Below are 21,567 nucleotides of genomic sequence, written 5' to 3' on the forward strand. Positions count from 1 at the left end.
CGGACGGAGCCGGCCGGTGCGGGTTGATCAGGGGTCGAGCCGGCGGCCGCAGGACGCGGCCGCCTCGGCATCAGAGGACGCCGGCCTCGACGAGGGCCGAACGCACGGCATCGTGGCAGCGCTCGTCGAGCGCCGTGAGCGGCAACCGGATGCCGCCCTGCATCTTGCCCATCGCCTGCAGCGCCCACTTCACCGGGATCGGGTTCGCTTCGATGAACAGGTTCTTGTGCAGCGACAGCAGCTTCATGTGCAGCGCGCGTGCCGTCTGGACATCGCCAGCCAGCGCCGCGCGGCACAGGTCGCTCATCGCACGCGGTGCGACGTTCGCCGTCACCGAGATGTTGCCGTGGCCGCCGAGCAGCATCAGCGCGATCGCGGTCGGATCGTCGCCGCTGTAGATCGCGAAATGCTTCGGTGCGGCCTTGATCAGGTGCGCGGCGCGATCGATGTTGCCGGTCGCTTCCTTCACGCCGATGATGCCCGGCACTTCCGCGAGGCGCAGCGTCGTCTCGTTCGCCATGTCCGCGACCGTGCGGCCCGGCACGTTGTACAGGATCACCGGCAGGTCGACCGCTTCGGCGATCGTCCGGAAGTGGCGGTACATGCCTTCCTGTGTCGGCTTGTTGTAGTACGGCACGACCTGCAGCGTCGCGTCCGCGCCGACAGCCTTCGCGTGCTTCGTCAGCTCGATCGCCTCGGCGGTCGAATTGCCGCCCGCGCCCGCGATGATCGGGATGCGTTTTGCCGCATGCTCGACCGCCGTGCGGATCATCAGGATGTGCTCTTCGACGTTGAGCGTTGCCGACTCGCCGCTCGTACCGACCACGACCAGCGCATCGGTGCCTTCCGCGATGTGCCAGTCGATCAGTTTGCGAAACGCCGGCAGGTCGAGACTGCCGTCTTCGAGCATCGGGGTGACGATCGCGGGGATGCTGCCGCGGATTTGAATGCCGTCTTGGGTGCCGTTAGCCATGAAACGCGATTGAATGTGTACCGGTAAACGTTGAGATTGTAGCGGATTAGCCGGGCAGTTCGTAACGTGGAATTCCCGCCCCCGCCTTCGGGGTCGCGCCCTCGCGCACCGCGCAGAGACGCTGGACGAACGCCTCGCGCGGCGCGGCGACGAAACCGTCCTCGTACGCAACCACCCGCAGGCGGCCGTGTACGGCGTCCAGCAGCTCGCCCGGGGCGAGCAGGAACGCGGGGTTGGACGGTTTGCCGACCGTTTCGTTTCCTTGCGCGAAGGTTTCGTAGATCAGCACGCCGCCCGGCGCCACTGCATCGAGCAGATGGGGCCAGAGCGGACGATGCAGGTAATTCGTGACGATCACGGCCGCAAACTGCTCGCCGGCCGGCAGCGGCCACCGCGCGCCTTCGAGATCGGCCGCGCGGGCATCGACGCCGGGAATCGCGCGCAACGCGGCCAGCGCGGCCGGATCGCGGTCGAGCGCGACGACCGGATGCCCGTGCGACGCGAACCAGCGCGCATGGCGGCCACCGCCCGCGGCGACGTCGAGCGCCGCGCCGCCGGCCGGGACGAGCCGCGACCATTGGGCGACCCAGCGCGACGGCTCGGCCTGCGCGACGTGGCCGCCCGCGGCTGCGATGACGGATTCGCTCATGCGCCGGATCAGTTGTACGACAGGCCCATCGCGTCGCGCACGTCACGCATCGTTTCCGTCGCGTACTTGCGCGCCTTGTCGCAACCGTCCGCGACGATCGCGCGCAGCAGCGACGGATCGTCCATGTACTTCTGCGCGCGCTCGAGCATCGGCTGCTGTTCGCGCAGGATGCCTTCGACGACCGGCTGCTTGCAATCGAGGCAACCGATGCCCGCCGAGCGGCAACCCTTCTGCACCCACTCGTGCGTCGCTTCGTCCGTATAGACCTGGTGCAGCTGCCACACCGGGCACTTGTCCGGATCGCCCGGATCGGTGCGGCGCACGCGCGCGGGATCGGTCGGCATCGTGCGGACCTTCTTCGTGATCGTCTCCGCGTCTTCGCGCAGGCCGATCGTGTTGCCGTACGACTTGGACATCTTCTGCCCGTCGAGGCCCGGCATCCGCGATGCTTCGGTCAGCAGCGCCTGCGGCTCGACCAGGATGATCTTGCGCGCGCCTTCGAGATAGCCGAACAGGCGCTCGCGGTCGCTCATCGACAGGCTCTGCGATTCCTGCAGCATCGCGCGCGCCTGTTCGAGCGCCTCGTCGTCGCCCTCCTGCTGATAGGCGTTGCGCAGCTCGTGATAAAGCTTCGCGCGCTTGCCGCCGAGCTTCTTCGCGGCTTCGAGCGCCTTCTCCTCGAAGCCGGGCTCACGGCCATACAGGTAGTTGAAGCGGCGCGCGATCTCGCGCGTCATCTCGACGTGCGGCACCTGGTCTTCACCGACCGGCACGAGAGAGCCGCGATACAGCAGGATGTCGGCCGCCATCAGCACCGGGTAGCCGAGGAAGCCGTAGGTGGACAAGTCCTTGTCCTTCAGCTTCTCCATCTGCTCCTTGTAGGTCGGCACGCGTTCGAGCCAGCCGAGCGGCGTGCTCATGCCGAGCAGCAGCGCGAGTTCGGCATGCTCGGGCACCTTGCTCTGGATGAACAGCGTCGCCTGTGCCGGATCGATGCCGGACGCGAGCCAGTCGATCAGCACGTCCCACACGTTCTTCTCGATGACCTCGGGAGTCTCGTAGTGCGTCGTCAGCGCATGCCAGTCGACGACGCAGAAGAAGCACGGGTACTCGGACTGCAGCTTCACCCAGTTTTTCAGCACGCCGTGGTAATGACCGAGGTGCAGCGACCCGGTAGGTCGCATGCCGGAGAAAATACGTTCTGGGAACATGATTATCGTTAGAAAAGCGAGGCGAATGGGGACAGGATGGCGCTCAGGACGGCGTAGCCGACGTTGACGAGCGGACGCAGCCAGAAGTTCGTCAGCACGCCCGTCGCGACCAGCGCGAGGACGATGATGAAACCGTACGGCTCGATGCGCGACAGCGCGATCGATTGCTTCGGCGGCAGCAGCGCCGCCAGAATGCGGCCGCCGTCGAGCGGCGGCAGCGGAAACAGGTTCAGCACGCCGAGCACGAGGTTCGCGCTGACGCCGGCAAACGCCATCCGCGTGAAGAACGGCTCGTCGACGCCGACGGCGGGCAGCACGAGGGTCAGCAGGCCCCAGACCAGCGCCTGCACGAAGTTGCAGGCCGGGCCCGCGAGCGATACCCACAGGCTGCCCCAGCGCGGATTGCGCAGGTTGCCGAACGACACCGGCACCGGCTTCGCATAGCCGAACAGGAACGCGCCGCCCGTCAGGAAGTACATCACGAGCGGGATCGCGATCGTGCCGAGCGGATCGATGTGGCGCATCGGGTTGAACGACACGCGCCCCATCACGTAGGCGGTGTTGTCGCCGAGCAGGCGGGCGGCATAGCCGTGCGCGGCCTCGTGCAGCGTGATCGCGAAGATCACGGGCAGCGCGTAGACAGCGATGGTCTGTATCAGGGAAGCATCCATATCGCGTTATTGTAACAAGCGCACTCGCGCAAAATTGAACGGCTCGCTCATGCGGCCGAGAGGCCGAACGGTTCGAGCGCGCCGCGCCCCATCCGCACGAGTTCGGGCTCGTCGCCGGTCAGGTCGATCACCGTCGACGGTTCCCGCGGGCACGCGCCGCCGTCGATCACGAGATCGACCTGCTTCTCGAGCCGCGTGCGGATTTCTTCGGGATCGTTGAGCGGCTCGTCATCCGGCGGCAGGATCAGCGTCGTGCCGAGCAGCGGCTGGCCGAGCGACTCCAGCAACGCGAGCGTGATCGCATGGTCGGGCACGCGCAGCCCGATCGTCTTGCGCGACGGGTGCGACAGCCGGCGCGGCACTTCCTTGGTCGCCTGCAGGATGAACACGTACGGGCCCGGCGTCACCGACTTGATCTGCCGGTACTGGCGGTTGTCGACCATCGCGAAGTTGGCAAGCTCCGACAGGTCGCGCACGAGCAGCGACAGATGCTGCTTCTCGTCGAGGCCGCGGATCCGGCGCACGCGCTCGACCGCATCCTTGTCGTCGAGATGGCACGCGAGCGCATAGCTCGAATCGGTCGGCATCGCGATCACGCCGCCCTTGCTGACGATCTCCACCGCCTGCTTGATCAGGCGCGGCTGCGGATTATCCGGATGAATCCTGAAGAACTGGGACATGGGGGTACGTAAAGGGGGAGAAATCGGCAACGCACGGCGGCGGCACGGGCGGCGGTCAGCCGCCCGGCGTCAGAGCCAGCGCTCCCAGACCGGTGTGAGATCGGACGGCAACGGCGGCAGGCTGCCGAGCTCGACGCGGCCCTCGCCCGGCGCATGGAAATCCGAGCCGCGCGACACTTCGAAGCCGAAGCGGCGCGCAACGTCCGCGTATTCACGGTACTGGTCGGGCGTGTGGCTGCCCGTGATGACCTCGATCGCGCGGCCGCCCAGATCGATGAATTCGCCGAAGAACGCGTCGAATTCGACAGGCGTATAGCGGTAGCGGCCCGGATGCGCGACCACGGCTTCGCCGCCTGCCGTACGGATCCAGCCGACCGCGTCGGGCAGCGACGCCCAGCGATGCGGGACGAAGCCGGGCTTGCCGTCGCCGAGCAGGCGGTCGAACACGTCGGACGTCGATTCGGCGTGGCCGTTTTCGACGAGAAAGCGCGCGAAATGCGTGCGCGAGATCAGGTCGGGATTCGAGACGTACTTGAGCGCCCCTTCGTACGCGCCGGGGATGCCGAGCGTCGCGAGCTGCTCGCCGATCGCCACCGCGCGCGCCGCGCGGCCATGGCGCGTGCGGTACAGGCCGTCGACGAGCGCCGGGTTCGCGGGATCGATGTTCAACCCGACGATGTGCACGGTGCGCGACGCCCACGTGACCGAAATCTCGACGCCGCTCAGGTAGCGCATGCCGAGTGCTTCCGCCTCGCTGCGCGCTGCCGCCTGGCCGCCGATCTCGTCGTGGTCGGTCAGCGCCCACAGGGTCACGCCGCCGGCATGCGCACGGCGCGCGACGTCGGCAGGCGACAGCAACCCGTCGGATACATTGGAATGGCAGTGGAGATCAGCGTTCATTGTCGGCATGGCAGGTAAGGCTTCATTCTACTGCAACGCGGCAATCGCGCCGCCCGCCTGCCCCGCCGCCGATGTCGCGCCTACGCGCAGAACGCCTCGATCAGCGCCGCGACCTGCTCGGGCTGGTCGTGATGCACCATGTGACCGGCATCGTCGATGAGCTTTTCGCGCCAGTCCGGAAACGCGTCGAAGCGCGCCTTGAATTCCGGCAGCGGGATGTCGCCGGCGATGTACGCAAGCGTCGGCGAATTGACGGCCTCGACGTGCAGCACCTTCGCACGCACCTGCTTCCAGGTGGCCATCACCTCGTCGAGCCGGTACAGCTGCGGGCCCGGCATCTTGTGCGCGGGGTCGGCCAGCAGGTGGTACGAGCCGTCGTCGCCGCGCTTCGACCAGTGCTCGGCGAGGAACGCGGCCCGACGCGGGGCGAGCCGCGGGTTGGTCTTGATCAGGCGCGCAGCCACGTCGTCGAGGGACGCATAAGGCCGCAGCGCCGGCGGCGCGCGCAGTTCGTCCAGCCAGCCGCGCAGCCGGCGCGGCGCCTGTTCCGCCCGAGACGGCGCAAGCCCGAAACCCTCGATGTCGACCACGCGCCGCACGCGCTCCGGCCGTGCGCCGGCGTACAGACAGACGACGTTCGCGCCCATGCTGTGCCCGACCAGGTTGACTTCGCCGGCCGGCGCGTAGTGGTCGACGAGCGCATCGAGGTCGCTCAGGTATTCATGGAACCAGTAGTGGCCGCCGCCCTGCCGCGCGACCGGCCAGTCGGACAGCCCGAAGCCGCGCGCATCGGGTGCGATCACCTGCCAGTCGCCCGCCAGTGCATCGACGACGAACTGGAACGACGCCGCGACATCCATCCAGCCGTGCAGCATGAACAGCATCGGCGCATCGGGCCGGCCCCAGCGCCGCACATGCAGCTTGACGCCGCGCACCGTGACGAAATCGGAAACAGAACTCGAGGCACTCATTGCAGCCGCCAAAAAAAGAATGGTCGTTCGATTATAGCGACGACGCCCCCGTTCGGGCGGCCGGCAATCGAGGCTCCGCTCTAGCGGCGACGTGCGCAGGCCAGCAGGAAACCCGCTCGGCCGGGTGCGCGGGCCGGTGGCCGGCGAGAAGCGGCCGACCGCGATCCGGCTATGGCGCGGCGGTGCCGTCCGCCGCGTCCTGCGCGGCCAGCGCGTCGAGTTCGGCCTGCTCGAAGCCGGCGTCGCGCCGCGCATCGAAGTTGAACGGGCCGCGCAGCCGCGGCGCCTGATATTGCTCGGCGAGCTGCCGGTAGGTCGGCACCGGATCGCGGCCGGCGTCATCGCACAAATGCCGGAACCAGCGGTTGCCGATCGCGACATGGCCGATTTCGTCGCGCAGGATCACGTCGAGGATCGCGGCCGACGCGTCGTCGCCCGCCTGAAGGAGCCGCGTGCGGATCGGCGGCGACGCGTCGAGCCCGCGGGCCTCGAGCGTGCGCGGCACGAGCGCCATGCGCGCCAGCACATCGCGCCGGGTCCGCTCGCACATCTCCCACAATCCGTTGTGCGCGGGGAAATCGCCGTACGCGTGCCCGAATGCCGCGAGACGGTCCGACAGCAGCGTGAAGTGATAGGCCTCCTCGGCCGCGACCTTCAGCCAGTCCGCATAGAACGCGTCGGGCAGGCCCGCGAAACGCCAGACCGCGTCGAGCGCCAGGTTGATCGCGTTGAACTCGATATGGGCGAGCGCGTGCAGCAGCACGGCGCGCCCTTCGGGCGAACGCATGCTGCGCCGCTGGAGCTGGCGCGGCTCGACGAGCGGCGGGCGCGCCGGGTGCCCGGGCAGATCGGCCGGTTCGGGCAGCTCGCGCGACGCCGCGATCTCGGCGCGCCCGGCCCGCCATGCCTCGTGCAGCGCGCGCACCTGCGCGGCCTTGGCCGCGGGTTCGGACACGCGCAGCGCGTCGAGCGCCGCGCCGCGCACACAAACCGGCGCGTTGCCGAAGGAAGAAGACGCCATGCTCATAAACGGGGACACCCTGCGTACGCGTCGCGGGAGCAGTTGCACGCGACGGTTTACAATATGCGATTGTTCCGCGGCGCCATGCGCCGGGCAAACCGGACGCGCCATTCTACCGGCGCCCATCATCGAAGAGACAAGGAGACTCCGTGACGATCTACAAGCTGGGCGATACGGCCCCGACGATCCACGAAAGCGTATTCGTCGCCGATACGGCGGCCATCATCGGCAAGGTCGTGCTCGAGGAGAACGCGAGCGTGTGGTTCGGCGCGACGATTCGCGGCGACAACGAGACGATTACGGTCGGCCCGGGCAGCAACGTCCAGGAAGGCGCGGTCCTGCATACGGACCCGGGCTTTCCGCTGACGATTGCCGAAAACGTGACGATCGGGCACCAGGCCATGCTGCACGGCTGCACGATCGGCGAAGGTTCGCTGATCGGGATTCAGGCGGTGGTCTTGAATGGAGCGGTCATCGGCCGCAACTGTCTGGTTGGTGCCGGCGCGGTCGTGACGGAATGCAAGACGTTCCCGGACAACTCGCTGATTCTCGGCGCGCCGGCGAAGGTCGTGCGCGAGCTGTCGGCGGAAGACATCGCGCGGCTGCGCGCAAACGCGAAGACGTATGTCGAGCGGCGCGCGCATTTCAAGGAGCAACTCGTGCGGATCGGGTGATTCGCACGGATTTCAAGGAAGAAGAGTGAGCGACCAGTTACAGAAGTTCATGTTCAATGCGGCGCCCGTGCGCGGCGAGATCGTTTCGCTGCGCAATACGTGGCAGGAAGTGCTCGCCCGCCGCGACTACCCTGCCCCGGTGCGCACGGTGCTCGGCGAGATGATGGCCGCGTGCGCGCTGCTGTCCGCGAACCTGAAATTTCACGGCACCCTGATCATGCAGATCTTCGGCGACGGGCCGGTCCAGATGCTGGTCGTCCAGTGCGGTTCGGATCTGTCGATGCGGGCCACCGCGAAATTCGCCGGCGACGCGGCGCAGACGATCGGCGACGACACGAGCTTCGCGTCGCTTGTCAACGCAAGCGGCCACGGCCGTTGCGTGATCACGCTCGACCCGGCCGACAAGCTGCCGGGCCAGCAGCCGTACCAGGGCATCGTGCCGCTGAACGGCGTCGACGGCCCGCTCGAATCGGTGTCGCAGGTGCTCGAGCACTACATGCACCACTCGGAGCAGCTCGACACGCGGCTGTGGCTCGCGGCCGATCGCGACCGCGCGGTCGGCATGCTGCTGCAGAAGCTGCCGGGCGACGGCGGCATCGTGCCGCGCAACGCCGAAACCGATATCGACACGTGGGAGCGCGTCTGCACGCTCGGCGGCACGCTGTCCGCGAAGGAACTGCTCGAGGTCGAACCGGAAGTCGTGTTCCGCCGGCTGTTCTGGCAGGAAAACGTGCAGCACTTCGAACCGGCCGGCACGCGCTTCCAGTGCTCGTGCTCGCGCGAGAAGGTCGGCGCGATGCTGCGCATGCTCGGCCGCGAGGAAGTCGACAGCGTGATCGTCGAGCGCGGCCACGTCGAGATCCACTGCGAGTTCTGCAATCAGCGCTACGAATTCGATCCCGTGGACGTCGCGCAGTTGTTCGCGGCGCCCGGCGTCGAAACCGGCATTGCGCCGGCCACCGACCAGCGTCACTGAGCGGCGCGCCCGCCGCCCGCGATCCGGGCACGGGCGCATAATGACGCACGAGCGCCGTACGCATGGCTTCGGCGCCGGAGGCTCGGCCTCCGGCGCAAGCCGCTTCCCGCCACCGGCGCGCTGCTGGAGAAACCCATGAATCGCCTCCGCCCGTTTCGCACCCTCATCCTGACGAACGTTGCCGCCGGTACGCTCGCGCTCGCCGGCTGCGCGATGCCGCCGCCGACGTCCACGCTCCTGAGCCGCCTGCCCGAGCCGGGCGCGTCGAACGGCCAGCCGCCCGCGCTGTCGAGCGCCGAACGCAAGCGCTACGACGAGATCGACCGGCAGGTCCTGCGCGAGCAGAACAGCGCGATGGCCGCCGAAGCGGCCGCGCGCGCGTGGGCCTATTACTCGCCGCCGCCCGTGACGGTCTACGGCGGGTACTACGGCGGATGGGGAAATCGCTGGGGAACGGGTGTCGGCTACGGCTACCCGGGCTGGTGGTGGTAAGCAGTCGCCCGGCCGATTAACGACTGGCAGGAAATAAAAAAGCGCGGCATTTCCCGCGCTTTTTCAATGGATACGGCGTATCGCGATCAGTGATGCGCCGTCTTGCCCTTGTCGCCGCCATGATGCCGCGACGGCTTCGCGATCGACTGCGGATTCGGCACGACACGCACCGGCGCCGCGGAGACGGTACCGCGCGTGGACGTGTCCGCCGGCGTGGTGTTCAGCGGTCCTGCAGGTGCATTGGGCGACACGAACTGCACGAAGACTTCGCCGTCCTTCACCATGCCCATCTCGTAGCGCGCACGCTCCTCGATGGCCGCGGTGCCGCTCTGCAGATCCTGCACTTCGCCCGCAGTACGCTCGTTGCGCAGCTTCTCGTCCGCATTCTTCTGGAGCTGGTCGTCGAGCTGCTGACGCAATTCATGCACCCGCAGCCAGCCGCCGTGTCCCCACCATAGGGGGTACTGAATGAGCGCCAGCAAGGCAATCAGGACGACAGTGACAAGCCGCATGTAAGAGACGCAGATATAAGAAGCGCCGCTCCGCGCACATGCGCAGAGCGGCGTCGATATGACGAACCCGATAGTAGCGCGTTAGCGCAGGTTATAGAAAGCCGATTTACCCGGGTAGCTAGCGATGTCGCCGAGGTCTTCCTCGATGCGCAGCAGCTGGTTGTACTTCGAGATGCGGTCGCTGCGCGACAGCGAACCCGTCTTGATCTGACCGGCGTTCAGGCCGACCGCGATATCGGCGATCGTCGAATCTTCCGTTTCGCCCGAGCGGTGCGAGATCACGGCCGTGTAGCCCGCGCGCTTCGCCATCTCGATCGCCGCGAACGTTTCGGTCAGCGTACCAATCTGGTTGATCTTGATGAGGATCGAGTTCGCGATGCCCTTCTCGATGCCTTCCTTCAGGATGCGCGTGTTCGTGACGAACAGGTCGTCGCCGACCAGCTGCACCTTCTTGCCGAGGCGGTCGGTCAGCAGCTTCCAGCCTTCCCAGTCGCTTTCGTGCATGCCGTCCTCGATCGACACGATCGGGAACTTGTCGGCGAGCGTCGCGAGGTAGTCGGTGAATTCGGCCGACGACAGTTGCAGGCCTTCGCCCGCGAGCTGGTACTTGCCGTCGTGGTAGAACTCGGATGCCGCGCAGTCGAGCGCGAGCAGCACGTCTTCGCCCGCGCGGTAGCCGGCCTTCTCGATCGCTTGCAGGATCGTCGACAGGCACTCGTCGTTGCTGCCGAAGTTCGGTGCGAAACCGCCTTCGTCGCCGACTGCCGTGCTCATGCCGCGGTCGCTCAGGATCTTCTTCAGTGCGTGGAACACTTCCGCGCCGCAACGCAGGGCTTCACGGAACGTCGGCTGGCTCACCGGGACGATCATGAATTCCTGGATGTCGAGGCTGTTGTTCGCGTGCGCGCCGCCGTTGACGATGTTCATCATCGGCACCGGCAGTTGCATCGCGCCCGAGCCGCCGAAATAGCGGTACAGCGGCAGGCCGGCTTCTTCAGCGGCTGCCTTCGCGACGGCCATCGACACGGCCAGCATCGCGTTCGCGCCGAGGCGCGACTTGTTGTCGGTGCCGTCCAGCTCGAGCAGCGTCTTGTCGAGGAACGCCTGTTCCGACGCGTCGAGGCCCATGATGGCTTCGGAGATTTCGGTGTTGATGTGCTCGACTGCCTTCAGCACGCCCTTGCCGTTGTAGCGGCCGGCTTCGCCGTCGCGCAGTTCGATCGCTTCACGCGAGCCGGTGGACGCGCCCGACGGCACCGCCGCGCGGCCCATCGTGCCCGATTCGAGCAGCACGTCGCATTCGACGGTGGGGTTGCCGCGCGAATCCAGAATCTCGCGGCCGATGATATCTACGATGGCACTCATGGGTTTCCTCTGAGAATGACGATGGATTCTTCAAACTGCGACGGCGTGCGCGCCGGAACCGCTTTCGCTACAGACGCGCGAAGCCGCCGCAAGGTTCATTCGATCTTTAATTGAAATCGTTTTCCAGGAACGGATTGCGCTTCACCGCCTGGTCGAGCGTGACGAGGGTCTCCAGCAGCGCACCCATCCGGTTCAGCGGCACCGCGTTCGGGCCGTCCGACTTCGCTTCGGCCGGATTCGGGTGGGTTTCCATGAAGAGGCCGGCGACGCCCGTCGCGACCGCTGCACGCGCGAGCACCGGCACGAATTCGCGCTGGCCGCCCGAGCTCGTGCCCTGCCCGCCCGGCAACTGCACCGAGTGGGTCGCATCGAACACGACCGGCGCGTTCGTCTCGCGCATGATCGCGAGCGAACGCATGTCCGACACGAGATTGTTGTAGCCGAACGAGACGCCGCGTTCGCATGCCATGAAACGGTCTTCCGACAGCCCCGCCTCACGTGCCGCGTCGCGCGCCTTGTCGATCACGTTCTTCATGTCGTGCGGCGCGAGGAACTGGCCCTTCTTGATGTTGACCGGCTTGCCCGAACGCGCGCACGCGTGGATGAAGTCGGTCTGGCGGCACAGGAACGCCGGCGTCTGCAGCACGTCGACGACCGACGCGACCTGTTCGATCTCGTCGATCGAATGCACGTCGGTCAGCACCGGCAGGCCGAGCTGGCGCTTCACCTCGGACAGGATCCGCAGGCCTTCGTCCATTCCGAGGCCGCGGAACGACTTGCCCGAGCTGCGGTTCGCCTTGTCGTAGGACGACTTGTAGATGAACGGAACGTTCAGCTTCTCGCAGATCTCCTTCAGGCGGCCCGCCGTGTCGATCGTCATTTGCTCCGATTCGACGACGCAGGTACCCGCGATCAGGAAGAAAGGCTTGTCGAGTCCGACCTCGAAATCGCACAGCTTCATGCTTTACACTCCGCGCGCTTGCTTGTTGGCGAGCGCGGCTTCGACGAACGACTTGAAGAGGGGATGACCGTCACGCGGCGTGGACGTGAATTCCGGGTGGAACTGGACGCCGACGAACCACGGGTGCATCGAACGCGGCAGTTCCATCATTTCCGGCAGATCCTCGCTCGGGGTACGGGCGCTGATGATAAGGCCGCCGGCTTCGAGCTGGGGCACGAAGCGGTTATTGACTTCATAACGGTGGCGATGGCGTTCGTTCACGTCCTTGCCATAGATTTCTTCCGCCATCGTGCCCGGCTTGATCGGGCAACGCTGCGAACCCAGGCGCATCGTGCCGCCGAGATCGGATTCCTCGGTGCGCGTCTCGACCTTGCCGTCGCGGTCGTACCACTCGGTGATCAGCGCGACCACGCGTTCCGGCGTGTCCGGCTCGAATTCCGTGCTGTTCGCCTGCTTCAGGCCGACGACGTCGCGCGCGAATTCGATCACCGCGAGCTGCATGCCGAGGCAGATGCCGAGATACGGCACCTTGGCTTCGCGCGCATAGCGGATCGCCGCAATCTTGCCTTCCGTGCCGCGACGGCCGAAACCGCCCGGCACCAGCACGGCGTCGAGATGCTTCAGGCTGTCGACACCGTTCGCCTCGATCTCTTCCGAGTCGATGTACTCGATGTTGACCTTGGTCGACGTGTGCAGCGATGCGTGGCGCAGCGCCTCGATCAGCGACTTGTACGACTCGGTCAGGTCGACGTACTTGCCGACCATGCCGATCGTCACTTCGTGCTTCGGGTTCTCGAGCTTCTCGACGAGCGCCGACCACATGCTCAGGTCGGCATCCTTCGGCGACAGCTTCAGTTCCTCGCAGATGATCCGGTCAAGGCCCTGGTCGTGCAGCATCTGCGGAATCTTGTAGATGCTGTCGGCGTCCCACACCGAGATCACGGCGTCTTCCGGCACGTTCGAGAACATCGAGATCTTCTTCGATTCGTCGTCCGGGATGCGGCGGTCCGCACGGCACAGCAGCACGTGCGGCAGGATGCCGATCTCGCGCAGCTTCTGCACGCTGTGCTGGGTCGGCTTCGTCTTCAGCTCGCCGGCCGTCGCAACGTACGGCACCAGCGTCAGGTGCACGAAGCACGCGCTGTTGCGGCCGAGGCGCAGGCTCATCTGGCGCGCAGCCTCGAGGAACGGCAGCGACTCGATGTCGCCGACCGTGCCGCCGATCTCGACGATCGCGACATCCGGCTCGCCGCAGGTCGCCGACGCGGCCCCGCGCTCGATGAACGCCTGGATTTCGTTCGTGATGTGCGGAATGACCTGCACAGTCTTGCCGAGATAGTCGCCGCGGCGTTCCTTGCGGATCACCGATTCGTAGATCTGGCCGGTCGTGAAGTTGTTGGCCTTGCGCATCTTCGTGCTGATGAAGCGCTCATAGTGGCCGAGGTCGAGGTCCGTCTCCGCCCCGTCTTCCGTCACGAACACTTCCCCGTGCTGGAACGGGCTCATCGTGCCGGGGTCGACGTTGATGTACGGATCGAGTTTGAGGAGGGTGACTTTCAGACCGCGCGATTCAAGGATCGCGGCGAGGGAAGCGGCGGCAATACCCTTGCCAAGGGAAGAAACTACGCCGCCGGTGACGAAAACATATTTGGTCATCGCTGGATGCTCGCGGGAAAAACGGATTATACCGTAAAGCCCGCCCTTCTCTCAGCAATTGGCGTGATGATCGCGCCCTTTCGCGCCGACCCGCGCCAGCCGTGCGCGCCTGGACGAACCGGCCGGCCGGTCTGCGTGCGGCGCCCGCGCCGGGGCGCAGCCCGGCGGCCCGTGCGACGCGTCAGGCGCGCTTTGCGAGCGGGGCGCTGCCCTGTGAAACGCCGCCCTCCTCCGCCTTCAGCGAATTCAGCATCCGCTGCAATGCGCGCGCGGTCTCGAGCGGCCGCTCCATCGGGAACAGGTGACTGCCTTCCAGCCATTCGACGCGGCCGCGCGCCGCACGTCGCGTCGCATCGAGCCCGACCTGCCGCACCTCGCGCGATCGCGTGCCGGCGAGGAAACCGAGCGGCACCGGCGCGCCGTGCGCGAGCCGCGGGCCGAGCGTGTGCGGCAGCGTCCGGTAGATCAGGTATTCGACCTGCCGGTCGAACGCGAGCGCCCGCTCGCCATCGGCGCCCGCCTGCGGAATCCCGTAATCGATGTAGTCGGCCAGCATCCGTTCGTCCCAGCGCGCGAACGCCGGCTTCTCGCGGAAGTGGCGCCAGACTTCGTCGCGGCTCACCCAGCGCGTGCGCCGGTTGCGCGTCGCGGCGGCCGGCGACAGCCGCTCGTCGAGCCCCGCCCACTGGCTCGCGCGCAGTGCGCCGGCACGCCAGCCCGCGATGATCGGCGAATCGATCATCACGACGCCGCGCACCCATTGCGGCTTCCTCAGCGCGGCCATCAGCGACAGGTAGCCGCCGAGCGAATGGCCGACGAGCCACACCGGGCGCTCGTAGCGGCGGCCGATGTCGTCGAGCAGCTGCTCGACGAGGTGCGGCCAGTCGCGCGTCACCGGGTAACGGCGGTCGTGGCCGATCCGTTCGATGTAGCGCAGCTCGTAGTCGTCGGCCAGTTCGGCGAAGATCGTCCGGTACGTCGACGCCGGGAAGCCGTTCGCATGCGAGAAGTGGAGGATGTCCTTCAAACGCCGATGTCTCCTTTGTCGGCTGGCGTTAGCGCTTCAGCGCTGACGCCGGCCCCATGCTTCGCGGTCGACGGGAGTGATGCTTGAGCACCGACTCCCGCCCCATGCTTCGTTTTCTGCCGGGGCCGTGCTTCGGTACTTCACGCCGGCCCCGCGTCTTTTTTCCGATACGCCGGCCTTCGCCGCGTTCACCGGTCCATCCAGTACCGGCGCTGCTCGTCGCGATAACGCACGAATGCGAACCCGCCATCGGCCGGTGCGACGTCGAACCGTATGGCGCCGTCGCGATCGGTGCGCGGCAGCGGAATCCCGCGCGCCTCGTAGCGGGCGAGAACGCTCCGGTGCGGATGCCCGAAACGATTGCGATAGCCTACAGGAAATACCGCAACGCGCGGCCCGACCGAATCGAGGAAAGGCTCGACCGACGACGTGCGGCTGCCGTGGTGCGGCACGACCAGGATCTGCGCGGCCAGCGCGTCGCGCGCGGTGCCCACGAGCTGACGCTCGCCGCGTGCATCGACGTCGCCCGTCAGCAGCGCGGAAGTGCCGCCCGCGTCGATGCGCAGCACGCACGATTGCCCGTTCGACGAGCCCGTGCTTCGACCGCCCGGCGGCCACAGCATCGTGAAGACGACGCCGTCCCAGCGCCAGCGCTGCCCGGCCGCGCATGGCAGACGGTCGGCGACGCCCGCGGCTGCCGCGTCGCGCCACAGCCGGCTGTTCGACGGAATGCCGGCCAACAGCTGGCGCACGTCGGCCGCCGCATAGACGGCCGGTGCGCCGCCCGCATGATCGGCATCCGCGTGGCTGAGCACGAGCGAATCGATCGTCGCGATGCCGCGTGCACGTAACATCGGCGCGACGATTCGCGTACCGGCATGGGTCGATTCCGCGCCCGGCCCCGCGTCGAACAGCAAGGTTCGCCGTGCGGTTTCGACCAGCACCGACGCACCCTGCCCGACATCGAGCACGGTCAACCGGAAACCGCCCGGCGGCGGCGTGTCAGGTGCGGGCGCAACGAGCGGCAGCCACGTGAGCGGCGCCGCCCAGCGCAACGGCCAGCCGCGCGGCATCAGCGCCCAGACGACACCCACGCAAGCCAGCGCGAGCACCGGCCAGTCGGGCATGCGCACCCGGAACACGCCGGCCGGCCAGCCGGCGAGGTATCCGAGCAACGTCATCATCGGTTCGAGCGCCACATGGGCGAGCCGGAACGCATAGGCATCGAATGGTGCGGGCATGGCGATGCCGGCCAGCACGACCGGCGTCACGACCGAACTGACCCACGGAATCGCGAATGCATTGCCGAACGGGCCCGACAGGGAAATCTGCGCGAACCATGCGGCCGTGAGCGGTGCGAGACCGATCGTCACCGCGTACTGCACGCGCGTCGCCTCGACGATGCGGCGTCCGGCGTGCATGCCCCGCGCGCGCAACCGGCTCGACAGACGAGCCGCGCCGCTGCCCTCGTCGCCTTCCGCGCCCGCCTCACGCACCGCTCGCCAGCCGGCGACGGCCAGCAGGATCACGGCGACTGCACCGAACGACAGCCAGAACCCGGCCGACAGCACGGCCCACGGATCGGCGAGCAGCACGCCGCCGAGCGCGGCGCACAGCACCGCGGACGTCGGCACGCTGCGTCCGGCCAGATACGCGATGCCGCCGCCCGCGATCATCCACCACGCGCGCTGCGCCGGCACGTTGAAACCGGCGAGCGCCGCATAACCGGCCGCAGCCGTCAGCGCGGCAAGTGCGGCCGCGTAAGGCGCAGGCAACGCGAGCGTCGCGGCCCGCGCGCGCCAGCGCAGCCGGCGCCAGACCATCGACACGAGCCCGCCCGCCATCGCGCCGACCAGCCCGACATGAAGACCGGAAATCGCGACCAGGTGGCTCGTGCCCGTGTTGCGCAGGACGCGCCAGTCGTCGTCGCCGATACCCGACTGGTCGCCGATCGCCAGCGCGGCGACGATGCCGCGATGCGCTGCATCGCTACCGAGCGTTTCGCCGATGCGCGTCCGCAACGTATCGCGCACCCGGTCGATCGTCGCCCGCCATCCCGAGGCGCGCGCATCGAGCAATGCCGCCCGGCGCGGCGCGCTGACATGGCCGATTGCCCGAATGCCCGCGGCGAGCCACGCCGCCTCGCCGTCGCGCACGCCGGGATTGGCCTCGGCATGCGGGCGTTTCAGGCGCACGACGAAACGCCAGCGCTGTGCGGCACGCAGGTCGGGACGTGCTTCGCGTGTCACGGCCGCGCCATACGCGCGCCACGACAGCCGGATCAACGGCGGAAAACGGGCCAGCCCCGCATCGTTCGACTCGACCGCGAACAGCAGCCGCGCACCGGTCTCGTCGACGACGGGCAGCCCCCGGATCACGCCGGTCACGACGATGTCGCGCCCTTCCCATTCCGCAGGCAAGCGGTCGCTCAACCGCCATTCGGCCCGAGCAGCTGCATAACCGAACCCCGCGATGCAGGCCGCGAACGCGCACAGCATCCAGCCGAGTGCGGCAGTCGTACGCGTGCGCCGGCGACGCATGCACCACGCCCCCAGCACCGTGCAACCCGCGAACAGGATTGCCCCGATCGTCCATGCGATCGCCCCCGGCAACGCCGCCTGCCGCTGCAGCACGACGACGCCGAGCGCGAACGCGACCCACCCCACGCGCATTCCGCCTCCTCGTCGACCTGGCGCCGCTCCACAAAACGCAGCGCCTTCCGGCAACGATTATGCGGACGAAAGTGCGAGTCGCGGCAGCGCGGCGAGCGCGTTAGCCGAAGTGCATACGGACATTTCGCCCGTATCGAGCCCGCGCAGTTCGGCGAGCACAGCACCGATGCGCGGCACCTGGTCGGGCGTGTTGCGGGACTTGTACGCCCATTCGGGCGCGATGTCGGGGGCGTCGGTCTCGACCACGAGCGCGTCGAGCGGCAACTCCGTCGCGAGCCGGCGGATCTGCAGCGCACGCGTGAACGTCACGTTGCCGCCGAAGCCGAGATGCAGCCCTTGCGCGAGATACGCTTCGGCCTGCTGGAAACTGCCGTTGAACGCATGCGCGATGCCGCGCCGCACGCCGAAACGGCGCAGGCCGGCGAGCACGCGGTCCTGCGACTTGCGCACGTGGCACAGCACGGGCAAATCGAATTCGCGCGCCAGCTTGAGCTGCCCCTGATAGAAGAATTGCTGCCGGTCTTCGTCGAGCCCCGGCACGAAGTAGTCGAGGCCGATTTCGCCGATCGCGACGAAGCGCGGATCGTCGAGGCTCGCCTCGATCTCCATGCGCAGGCGGTCGAGATCCTCGTCGCGCGCCTGCGGCGTATACATCGGATGGATGCCAAGCGCATAAACGGCACCCGGCGTGCGCTGCGCGAGTTCGCGCACCGTCGTGAAGTTGTCGCGCCCGATGCTCGGAATCACGATGCGCGACACGCCGGCCGTGTGCGCAGCCTGCGCGACCGCGGCGCGGTCGGCGTCGAACTCGGCGGCATCGAGATGGCAATGCGTGTCGATCCACATGGCGGCAGTCCTGCACCCTTGCGCCGCGCCGGGGCGACCCCGGCAGCAGGCCAAAGGCGTTCGCTTCTTACACCGGCAGCGCCGGCTCCTCGTGCAACACACCGTCGCGCAGCCGCATGATACGGTCGCAGCGCGCGGCAAGATCGGGATCGTGCGTGACGATCACGAAGCTCGTTTCGAGCGTCTCGGACAGTTCGAGCATCAGGTTGAACACCGTGTCGGCCGTCGTGCCGTCGAGGTTGCCGGTCGGCTCGTCGGCGAGCACGCACGCGGGCTTCGTGACCAGCGCGCGCGCGATCGCGACACGCTGGCGCTCGCCGCCCGACAGCTCGCCCGGCCGGTGCTTCGCGCGCGGACCGAGACCGACGCGTTCGAGCATCGCCTGGGCCTGCTCGCGCGCGTCCTCGGTCGTCATCCGGCGGATGCGCAGCGGCATCGCGACGTTGTCGAGCGCGGTGAATTCGGGCAGCAGGTGATGGAACTGGTAGACGAAACCGAGCGCGCGGTTGCGCAGCTCGTTGCGCTCGCGCTCGGCGAGTTGCGTAAACGGCTTGCCGAGCAGCGACACTTCGCCCGCGCTCGGCTCGTCGAGCCCGCCGAGCACGTGCAGCAGCGTGCTCTTGCCCGAACCCGACGCGCCGACGACCGCGAGCTTCTCGCCGCGCCGCACCGTCAGCTCGGTATTGTTGAGCACCTGCACGTTGAAGCCGCCCTGCACGAACGCCTTCGTGACCCCGCGCGCCTGAAGCACGTATTCCTGCATACTGGCCGAATCCTGTCTGTTGTGTTGTCGTGAATCCGCGAATGCGGTCGCGCGATCATTCATAGCGGAGCGCCTCGGCCGGCTTCACCTTCGCGCCGCGCCAGCTCGGATAGAGCGTCGCGATGGCCGACAGCGCGAACGCGATCAGCCCGATCCGGATCACGTCGCTCGCGACGAGTTCGGACGGCAGCTCGCTGATGAAGTACACGGACGGCGGCAGGAACTGCACACCGAACAGGTGCTCGATCATCGGGATCAGCCACGGGATGCTCCACGCGATCAGGCAGCCGAGCGCGACGCCGGACGCGGTGCCGACGAAGCCGATCGTCACGCCCTGCACGACGAAGATCTTCATGATCGACCCCGGCTGCGCGCCGAGCGTGCGCAGGATCGCGATGTCGGCCTGCTTGTTGGTCACCGTCATCACGAGCGACGACACGAGGTTGAACGCGGCCACCGCGATGATCAGCGTGAGGATGATGAACATCATCCGCTTCTCGATCTGCACGGCCGAGAACCACGTCTTGTTCTGCTGGGTCCAGTCGCGAATGTACAGGCTGCCCGACAGCGTGTGCGACAGCTCGACCGCGACTTCCGGCGCCTTCTGCATGTCCTTCAGCCGCAGCCGCACGCCGGTCGGCGCAGACATCCGGAACAGCGCCTCGGCGTCGCGGATGTTGATCATCGCGAGCGTGCTGTCGTATTCGTAGTGACCCGATTCGAACACGCCGACGACCGTGAACTGCTTCAGGCGCGGCATCATGCCGGCCGGCGTGATCGATCCTTCGGGCGCGACGAGCGTGACCTTGTCGCCGACCGTCACGCCGAGGTTGCCGGCGAGCGCATCGCCGAGCACGATGCCGAACTGGCCCGGCACGAGCGCGGCGAGCTGGCCGGCCTTCATGTCCTTGCCGATGTCGGACACTTGCGGCTCGAGCGTCGGCTCGACGCCGCGCAGCATCACGCCGCTCACCGCGTCCTGGCGCGTAAGCAGCGCCTGCGCGTCGACGTACGGCGCCGCGCCGATCACCGACTGGTTGCGGCGCGCCTCTTGCGCGGTCAATTGCCAGTCGGGCATCGAGCCCGTCGGCGAAAACACCTCGACGTGCGCGAGCACCGACAGCATGCGGTCGCGCACTTCCTTCTGGAAGCCGTTCATCACCGACAGCACGACGATCAGCGCCGCGACGCCGAGCGCGATCCCGAGCATCGACACGAGCGCGATGAAGGAAATGAAGCCGTTGCCGGTCGTGCGTTTGCCGGCGCGCGTGTAGCGCCAGCCGATCTGCCATTCGTACGGAAGTTTCAAGCGAATCCTTTCTGCTGGTTACGGCGGGGAGGCGCCCCGCGGCCGGACCGCCGCCCGGCGGCGGCCACCGGCCCGGGCACGGTCGAAAAACGGCCGCCGGACGCAAACGGGCCGTCAGCCGGCCCGATCACGCGCGCAGTTTGCCATACAATGCGCACCATCATGCACGACCGACGCCTCCATTTTCTCGTTCCGTTCGCGCTGCCGTCGGCGGCCGATGCGGCCTCGTCCCTGCATACGCTGGACAGCCCCGCGCTCGAAAAGTTGCTCGCCCGCGCCAGCCTCGTCGAGCGCGTGGCCGGCGAGGACTTCCAGCGCACACTGCCGCACGAGCGCTGGCTGGCCCGCCAGTTCGGCGCGACCCAGGGTAACGCCGCAGACGAGGCGCCGCTCGCGCCCTACATGCTGCTGGCGGACGGCGGCGAACCCGGCGCGCACGCGTGGGCGTGCGTCGAGCCCGTGCACGTCGAAATCGCGCACGATCACCTGGTGCTCGTCGATCCGGCCGCCCTCGCGCTCGACGACGGCGACGCGGCCGCCCTGCTCGCAGTCGCACGCCCGCTGATCGAGGAGCTCGGCGTGCGGCTCGAAGCGCCGAACCCGGCACGCTGGTACCTGTCGAGCGACCAGCTCGCCCGGCTGGCCGGCGCCGCGCCGCTGCGCGCCAGCGGCCGCAACATCGAGATCTGGCTGCCGCACGAGGCCCACACCGGCGAACGCTCGCGGATGTGGATGAAGCTGCAGAACGAAGTGCAGATGGCGTGGTTCCAGCACCCGGTCAACGAAGCCCGCGAAGCGCGCGGGCTGCCGGCCGTCAATTCGATCTGGTTCCATGCGCAGGGCACGCTGAAGCCGGTCGGCAAGCCGTTCGCGCGCGTGCTGTCCGCGTCGCCCGCCGCGCTCGGACTCGCGCGTGCCGCGCAAACCGGCACCGGCAACGCACCCGCGACGTTCGGCGCGCTGCCGGCCGCCAACGGCGCAACGCTCGTCGAATTGCCGACGCTGACCACCCCGTTCATCGAGCAGGACTGGACGCGCTGGCACGACGGGCTCGCCGCGCTCGAGCGCGACTGGTTCGCGCCGGCCCTCGCCGCGCTGCAGAACGGCGAACTGGCGAGCATCGATTTCACGCTGTGCGGCGACACGAGCTCCGTGACGCTGCACGCGACGCGCGGCGACCTGCGCAAGTTCTGGCGCCGCCGCGCGCTCGCCTCCCTGTTCGAATAACCTGCCCACCG

At 67.8% G+C, this 21,567-nt stretch carries 21 protein-coding genes; 4 read left to right on the forward strand and 17 right to left on the reverse strand.

Going from position 1 to position 21,567, the window contains the following annotated elements:
* Positions 1-70 precede the first annotated feature (70 nt).
* The 8 genes from dapA to OHZ10_RS11405 form a co-directional block, all read right to left on the reverse strand.
* Positions 71-973, reverse strand: coding sequence for a 4-hydroxy-tetrahydrodipicolinate synthase (dapA, locus tag OHZ10_RS11370; RefSeq protein WP_059233738.1), 903 nt, complete (start codon positions 971-973; stop codon positions 71-73).
* A 46-nt stretch (positions 974-1,019) separates the two neighbouring features.
* Complete coding sequence (locus OHZ10_RS11375; RefSeq protein ID WP_174993517.1) at positions 1,020-1,622, reverse strand: class I SAM-dependent methyltransferase; 603 nt, start codon at positions 1,620-1,622, stop codon at positions 1,020-1,022.
* An 8-nt stretch (positions 1,623-1,630) separates the two neighbouring features.
* Positions 1,631-2,833: a tryptophan--tRNA ligase gene (locus OHZ10_RS11380; RefSeq protein ID WP_006487046.1), complete on the reverse strand. Its 1,203-nt coding sequence runs from the start codon at positions 2,831-2,833 to the stop codon at positions 1,631-1,633.
* Between the two features lie 8 nt (positions 2,834-2,841).
* The gene (locus OHZ10_RS11385) at positions 2,842-3,504 is read right to left on the reverse strand and encodes a site-2 protease family protein (RefSeq protein ID WP_059233736.1); all 663 of its coding nucleotides are present in this window, start codon (positions 3,502-3,504) and stop codon (positions 2,842-2,844) included.
* 47 nt (positions 3,505-3,551) lie between these two features.
* The gene (locus tag OHZ10_RS11390; RefSeq protein ID WP_059233735.1) at positions 3,552-4,184 is read right to left on the reverse strand and encodes an L-threonylcarbamoyladenylate synthase; all 633 of its coding nucleotides are present in this window, start codon (positions 4,182-4,184) and stop codon (positions 3,552-3,554) included.
* A gap of 69 nt (positions 4,185-4,253) precedes the next feature.
* Positions 4,254-5,084 (reverse strand): 3',5'-nucleoside bisphosphate phosphatase, encoded by an 831-nt coding sequence (locus OHZ10_RS11395; RefSeq protein ID WP_059236689.1) that lies wholly within the window; start codon positions 5,082-5,084, stop codon positions 4,254-4,256.
* Between the two features lie 80 nt (positions 5,085-5,164).
* Positions 5,165-6,055 carry an alpha/beta hydrolase gene (locus OHZ10_RS11400; RefSeq protein ID WP_342702473.1) on the reverse strand — a complete coding sequence of 297 codons (891 nt, stop codon included), beginning with the start codon at positions 6,053-6,055 and terminating at the stop codon, positions 5,165-5,167.
* 169 nt (positions 6,056-6,224) lie between these two features.
* Complete coding sequence (locus tag OHZ10_RS11405; RefSeq protein WP_425394772.1) at positions 6,225-7,082, reverse strand: ferritin-like domain-containing protein; 858 nt, start codon at positions 7,080-7,082, stop codon at positions 6,225-6,227.
* Positions 7,083-7,225: 143 nt separating this feature from the next.
* Between OHZ10_RS11405 and OHZ10_RS11410 the strand changes: the two genes are divergently transcribed.
* From OHZ10_RS11410 to OHZ10_RS11420, 3 genes are all read left to right on the forward strand, one after another.
* Positions 7,226-7,750, forward strand: coding sequence for a gamma carbonic anhydrase family protein (locus OHZ10_RS11410; protein ID WP_342702477.1), 525 nt, complete (start codon positions 7,226-7,228; stop codon positions 7,748-7,750).
* A gap of 25 nt (positions 7,751-7,775) precedes the next feature.
* Positions 7,776-8,726: an Hsp33 family molecular chaperone HslO gene (hslO, locus tag OHZ10_RS11415; RefSeq protein WP_034188925.1), complete on the forward strand. Its 951-nt coding sequence runs from the start codon at positions 7,776-7,778 to the stop codon at positions 8,724-8,726.
* A gap of 135 nt (positions 8,727-8,861) precedes the next feature.
* Positions 8,862-9,218, forward strand: a complete 357-nt coding sequence (locus OHZ10_RS11420; protein WP_342702479.1) for a hypothetical protein — start codon at positions 8,862-8,864, stop codon at positions 9,216-9,218.
* An 86-nt stretch (positions 9,219-9,304) separates the two neighbouring features.
* On the opposite strand, the gene ftsB is transcribed toward OHZ10_RS11420, so the two are convergent.
* From ftsB to OHZ10_RS11465, 9 genes are all read right to left on the reverse strand, one after another.
* Positions 9,305-9,730, reverse strand: coding sequence for a cell division protein FtsB (gene ftsB, locus OHZ10_RS11425; RefSeq protein WP_059233730.1), 426 nt, complete (start codon positions 9,728-9,730; stop codon positions 9,305-9,307).
* 81 nt (positions 9,731-9,811) lie between these two features.
* Positions 9,812-11,095, reverse strand: a complete 1,284-nt coding sequence (eno, locus tag OHZ10_RS11430; protein WP_011352544.1) for a phosphopyruvate hydratase — start codon at positions 11,093-11,095, stop codon at positions 9,812-9,814.
* Positions 11,096-11,201: 106 nt separating this feature from the next.
* A complete protein-coding gene (gene kdsA / locus OHZ10_RS11435; protein ID WP_047898480.1) occupies positions 11,202-12,056 on the reverse strand; it encodes a 3-deoxy-8-phosphooctulonate synthase in 855 nt (284 codons plus the stop codon).
* 3 nt (positions 12,057-12,059) lie between these two features.
* On the reverse strand, positions 12,060-13,712 hold the full coding sequence (locus tag OHZ10_RS11440; protein ID WP_059233729.1) for a CTP synthase: 1,653 nt from the start codon (positions 13,710-13,712) through the stop codon (positions 12,060-12,062).
* A 181-nt stretch (positions 13,713-13,893) separates the two neighbouring features.
* Positions 13,894-14,739 carry an alpha/beta fold hydrolase gene (locus OHZ10_RS11445; RefSeq protein WP_059233728.1) on the reverse strand — a complete coding sequence of 282 codons (846 nt, stop codon included), beginning with the start codon at positions 14,737-14,739 and terminating at the stop codon, positions 13,894-13,896.
* A gap of 188 nt (positions 14,740-14,927) precedes the next feature.
* Complete coding sequence (locus OHZ10_RS11450) at positions 14,928-17,411, reverse strand: DNA internalization-related competence protein ComEC/Rec2 (protein ID WP_342702484.1); 2,484 nt, start codon at positions 17,409-17,411, stop codon at positions 14,928-14,930.
* 57 nt (positions 17,412-17,468) lie between these two features.
* Positions 17,469-18,257, reverse strand: coding sequence for a TatD family hydrolase (locus tag OHZ10_RS11455; RefSeq protein ID WP_059233726.1), 789 nt, complete (start codon positions 18,255-18,257; stop codon positions 17,469-17,471).
* 67 nt (positions 18,258-18,324) lie between these two features.
* Complete coding sequence (gene lolD, locus OHZ10_RS11460) at positions 18,325-19,083, reverse strand: lipoprotein-releasing ABC transporter ATP-binding protein LolD (RefSeq protein WP_392387930.1); 759 nt, start codon at positions 19,081-19,083, stop codon at positions 18,325-18,327.
* The gene (locus tag OHZ10_RS11465; protein WP_059233724.1) at positions 19,076-20,329 is read right to left on the reverse strand and encodes a lipoprotein-releasing ABC transporter permease subunit; all 1,254 of its coding nucleotides are present in this window, start codon (positions 20,327-20,329) and stop codon (positions 19,076-19,078) included. The genes lolD and OHZ10_RS11465 overlap by 8 nt, the downstream gene beginning before the upstream one ends.
* Before the next feature lie 150 nt (positions 20,330-20,479).
* Here OHZ10_RS11465 and OHZ10_RS11470 point away from each other — a divergent pair, with 150 nt between their 5' ends.
* The gene (locus OHZ10_RS11470) at positions 20,480-21,556 is read left to right on the forward strand and encodes a regulator (protein ID WP_342702487.1); all 1,077 of its coding nucleotides are present in this window, start codon (positions 20,480-20,482) and stop codon (positions 21,554-21,556) included.
* The last annotated feature ends 11 nt before the right edge of the window (positions 21,557-21,567 follow it).

Origin of the sequence: Burkholderia arboris (assembly GCF_038723655.1) — a bacterium.
Lineage (GTDB): Bacteria > Pseudomonadota > Gammaproteobacteria > Burkholderiales > Burkholderiaceae > Burkholderia > Burkholderia arboris.

Bases quoted from the DNA above. Each gene is read 5' to 3' on its own strand.
- OHZ10_RS11450 (WP_342702484.1), bottom strand. From the start codon at position 17,411: ATGCGCGTGGGGTGGGTCGCGTTCGCGCTCGGCGTCGTCGTGCTGCAG.
- OHZ10_RS11455 (WP_059233726.1), bottom strand. From the start codon at position 18,257: ATGTGGATCGACACGCATTGCCATCTCGATGCCGCCGAGTTCGACGCC.
- ftsB (WP_059233730.1), bottom strand. From the start codon at position 9,730: ATGCGGCTTGTCACTGTCGTCCTGATTGCCTTGCTGGCGCTCATTCAG.
- eno (WP_011352544.1), bottom strand. From the start codon at position 11,095: ATGAGTGCCATCGTAGATATCATCGGCCGCGAGATTCTGGATTCGCGC.
- OHZ10_RS11400 (WP_342702473.1), bottom strand. From the start codon at position 6,055: ATGAGTGCCTCGAGTTCTGTTTCCGATTTCGTCACGGTGCGCGGCGTC.
- OHZ10_RS11470 (WP_342702487.1), top strand. From the start codon at position 20,480: ATGCGCACCATCATGCACGACCGACGCCTCCATTTTCTCGTTCCGTTC.
- kdsA (WP_047898480.1), bottom strand. From the start codon at position 12,056: ATGAAGCTGTGCGATTTCGAGGTCGGACTCGACAAGCCTTTCTTCCTG.
- OHZ10_RS11440 (WP_059233729.1), bottom strand. From the start codon at position 13,712: ATGACCAAATATGTTTTCGTCACCGGCGGCGTAGTTTCTTCCCTTGGC.
- dapA (WP_059233738.1), bottom strand. From the start codon at position 973: ATGGCTAACGGCACCCAAGACGGCATTCAAATCCGCGGCAGCATCCCC.
- OHZ10_RS11395 (WP_059236689.1), bottom strand. From the start codon at position 5,084: ATGAACGCTGATCTCCACTGCCATTCCAATGTATCCGACGGGTTGCTG.
- OHZ10_RS11420 (WP_342702479.1), top strand. From the start codon at position 8,862: ATGAATCGCCTCCGCCCGTTTCGCACCCTCATCCTGACGAACGTTGCC.
- OHZ10_RS11405 (WP_425394772.1), bottom strand. From the start codon at position 7,082: ATGAGCATGGCGTCTTCTTCCTTCGGCAACGCGCCGGTTTGTGTGCGC.
- OHZ10_RS11385 (WP_059233736.1), bottom strand. From the start codon at position 3,504: ATGGATGCTTCCCTGATACAGACCATCGCTGTCTACGCGCTGCCCGTG.
- OHZ10_RS11380 (WP_006487046.1), bottom strand. From the start codon at position 2,833: ATGTTCCCAGAACGTATTTTCTCCGGCATGCGACCTACCGGGTCGCTG.
- OHZ10_RS11375 (WP_174993517.1), bottom strand. From the start codon at position 1,622: ATGAGCGAATCCGTCATCGCAGCCGCGGGCGGCCACGTCGCGCAGGCC.
- OHZ10_RS11390 (WP_059233735.1), bottom strand. From the start codon at position 4,184: ATGTCCCAGTTCTTCAGGATTCATCCGGATAATCCGCAGCCGCGCCTG.
- lolD (WP_392387930.1), bottom strand. From the start codon at position 19,083: ATGAATGATCGCGCGACCGCATTCGCGGATTCACGACAACACAACAGA.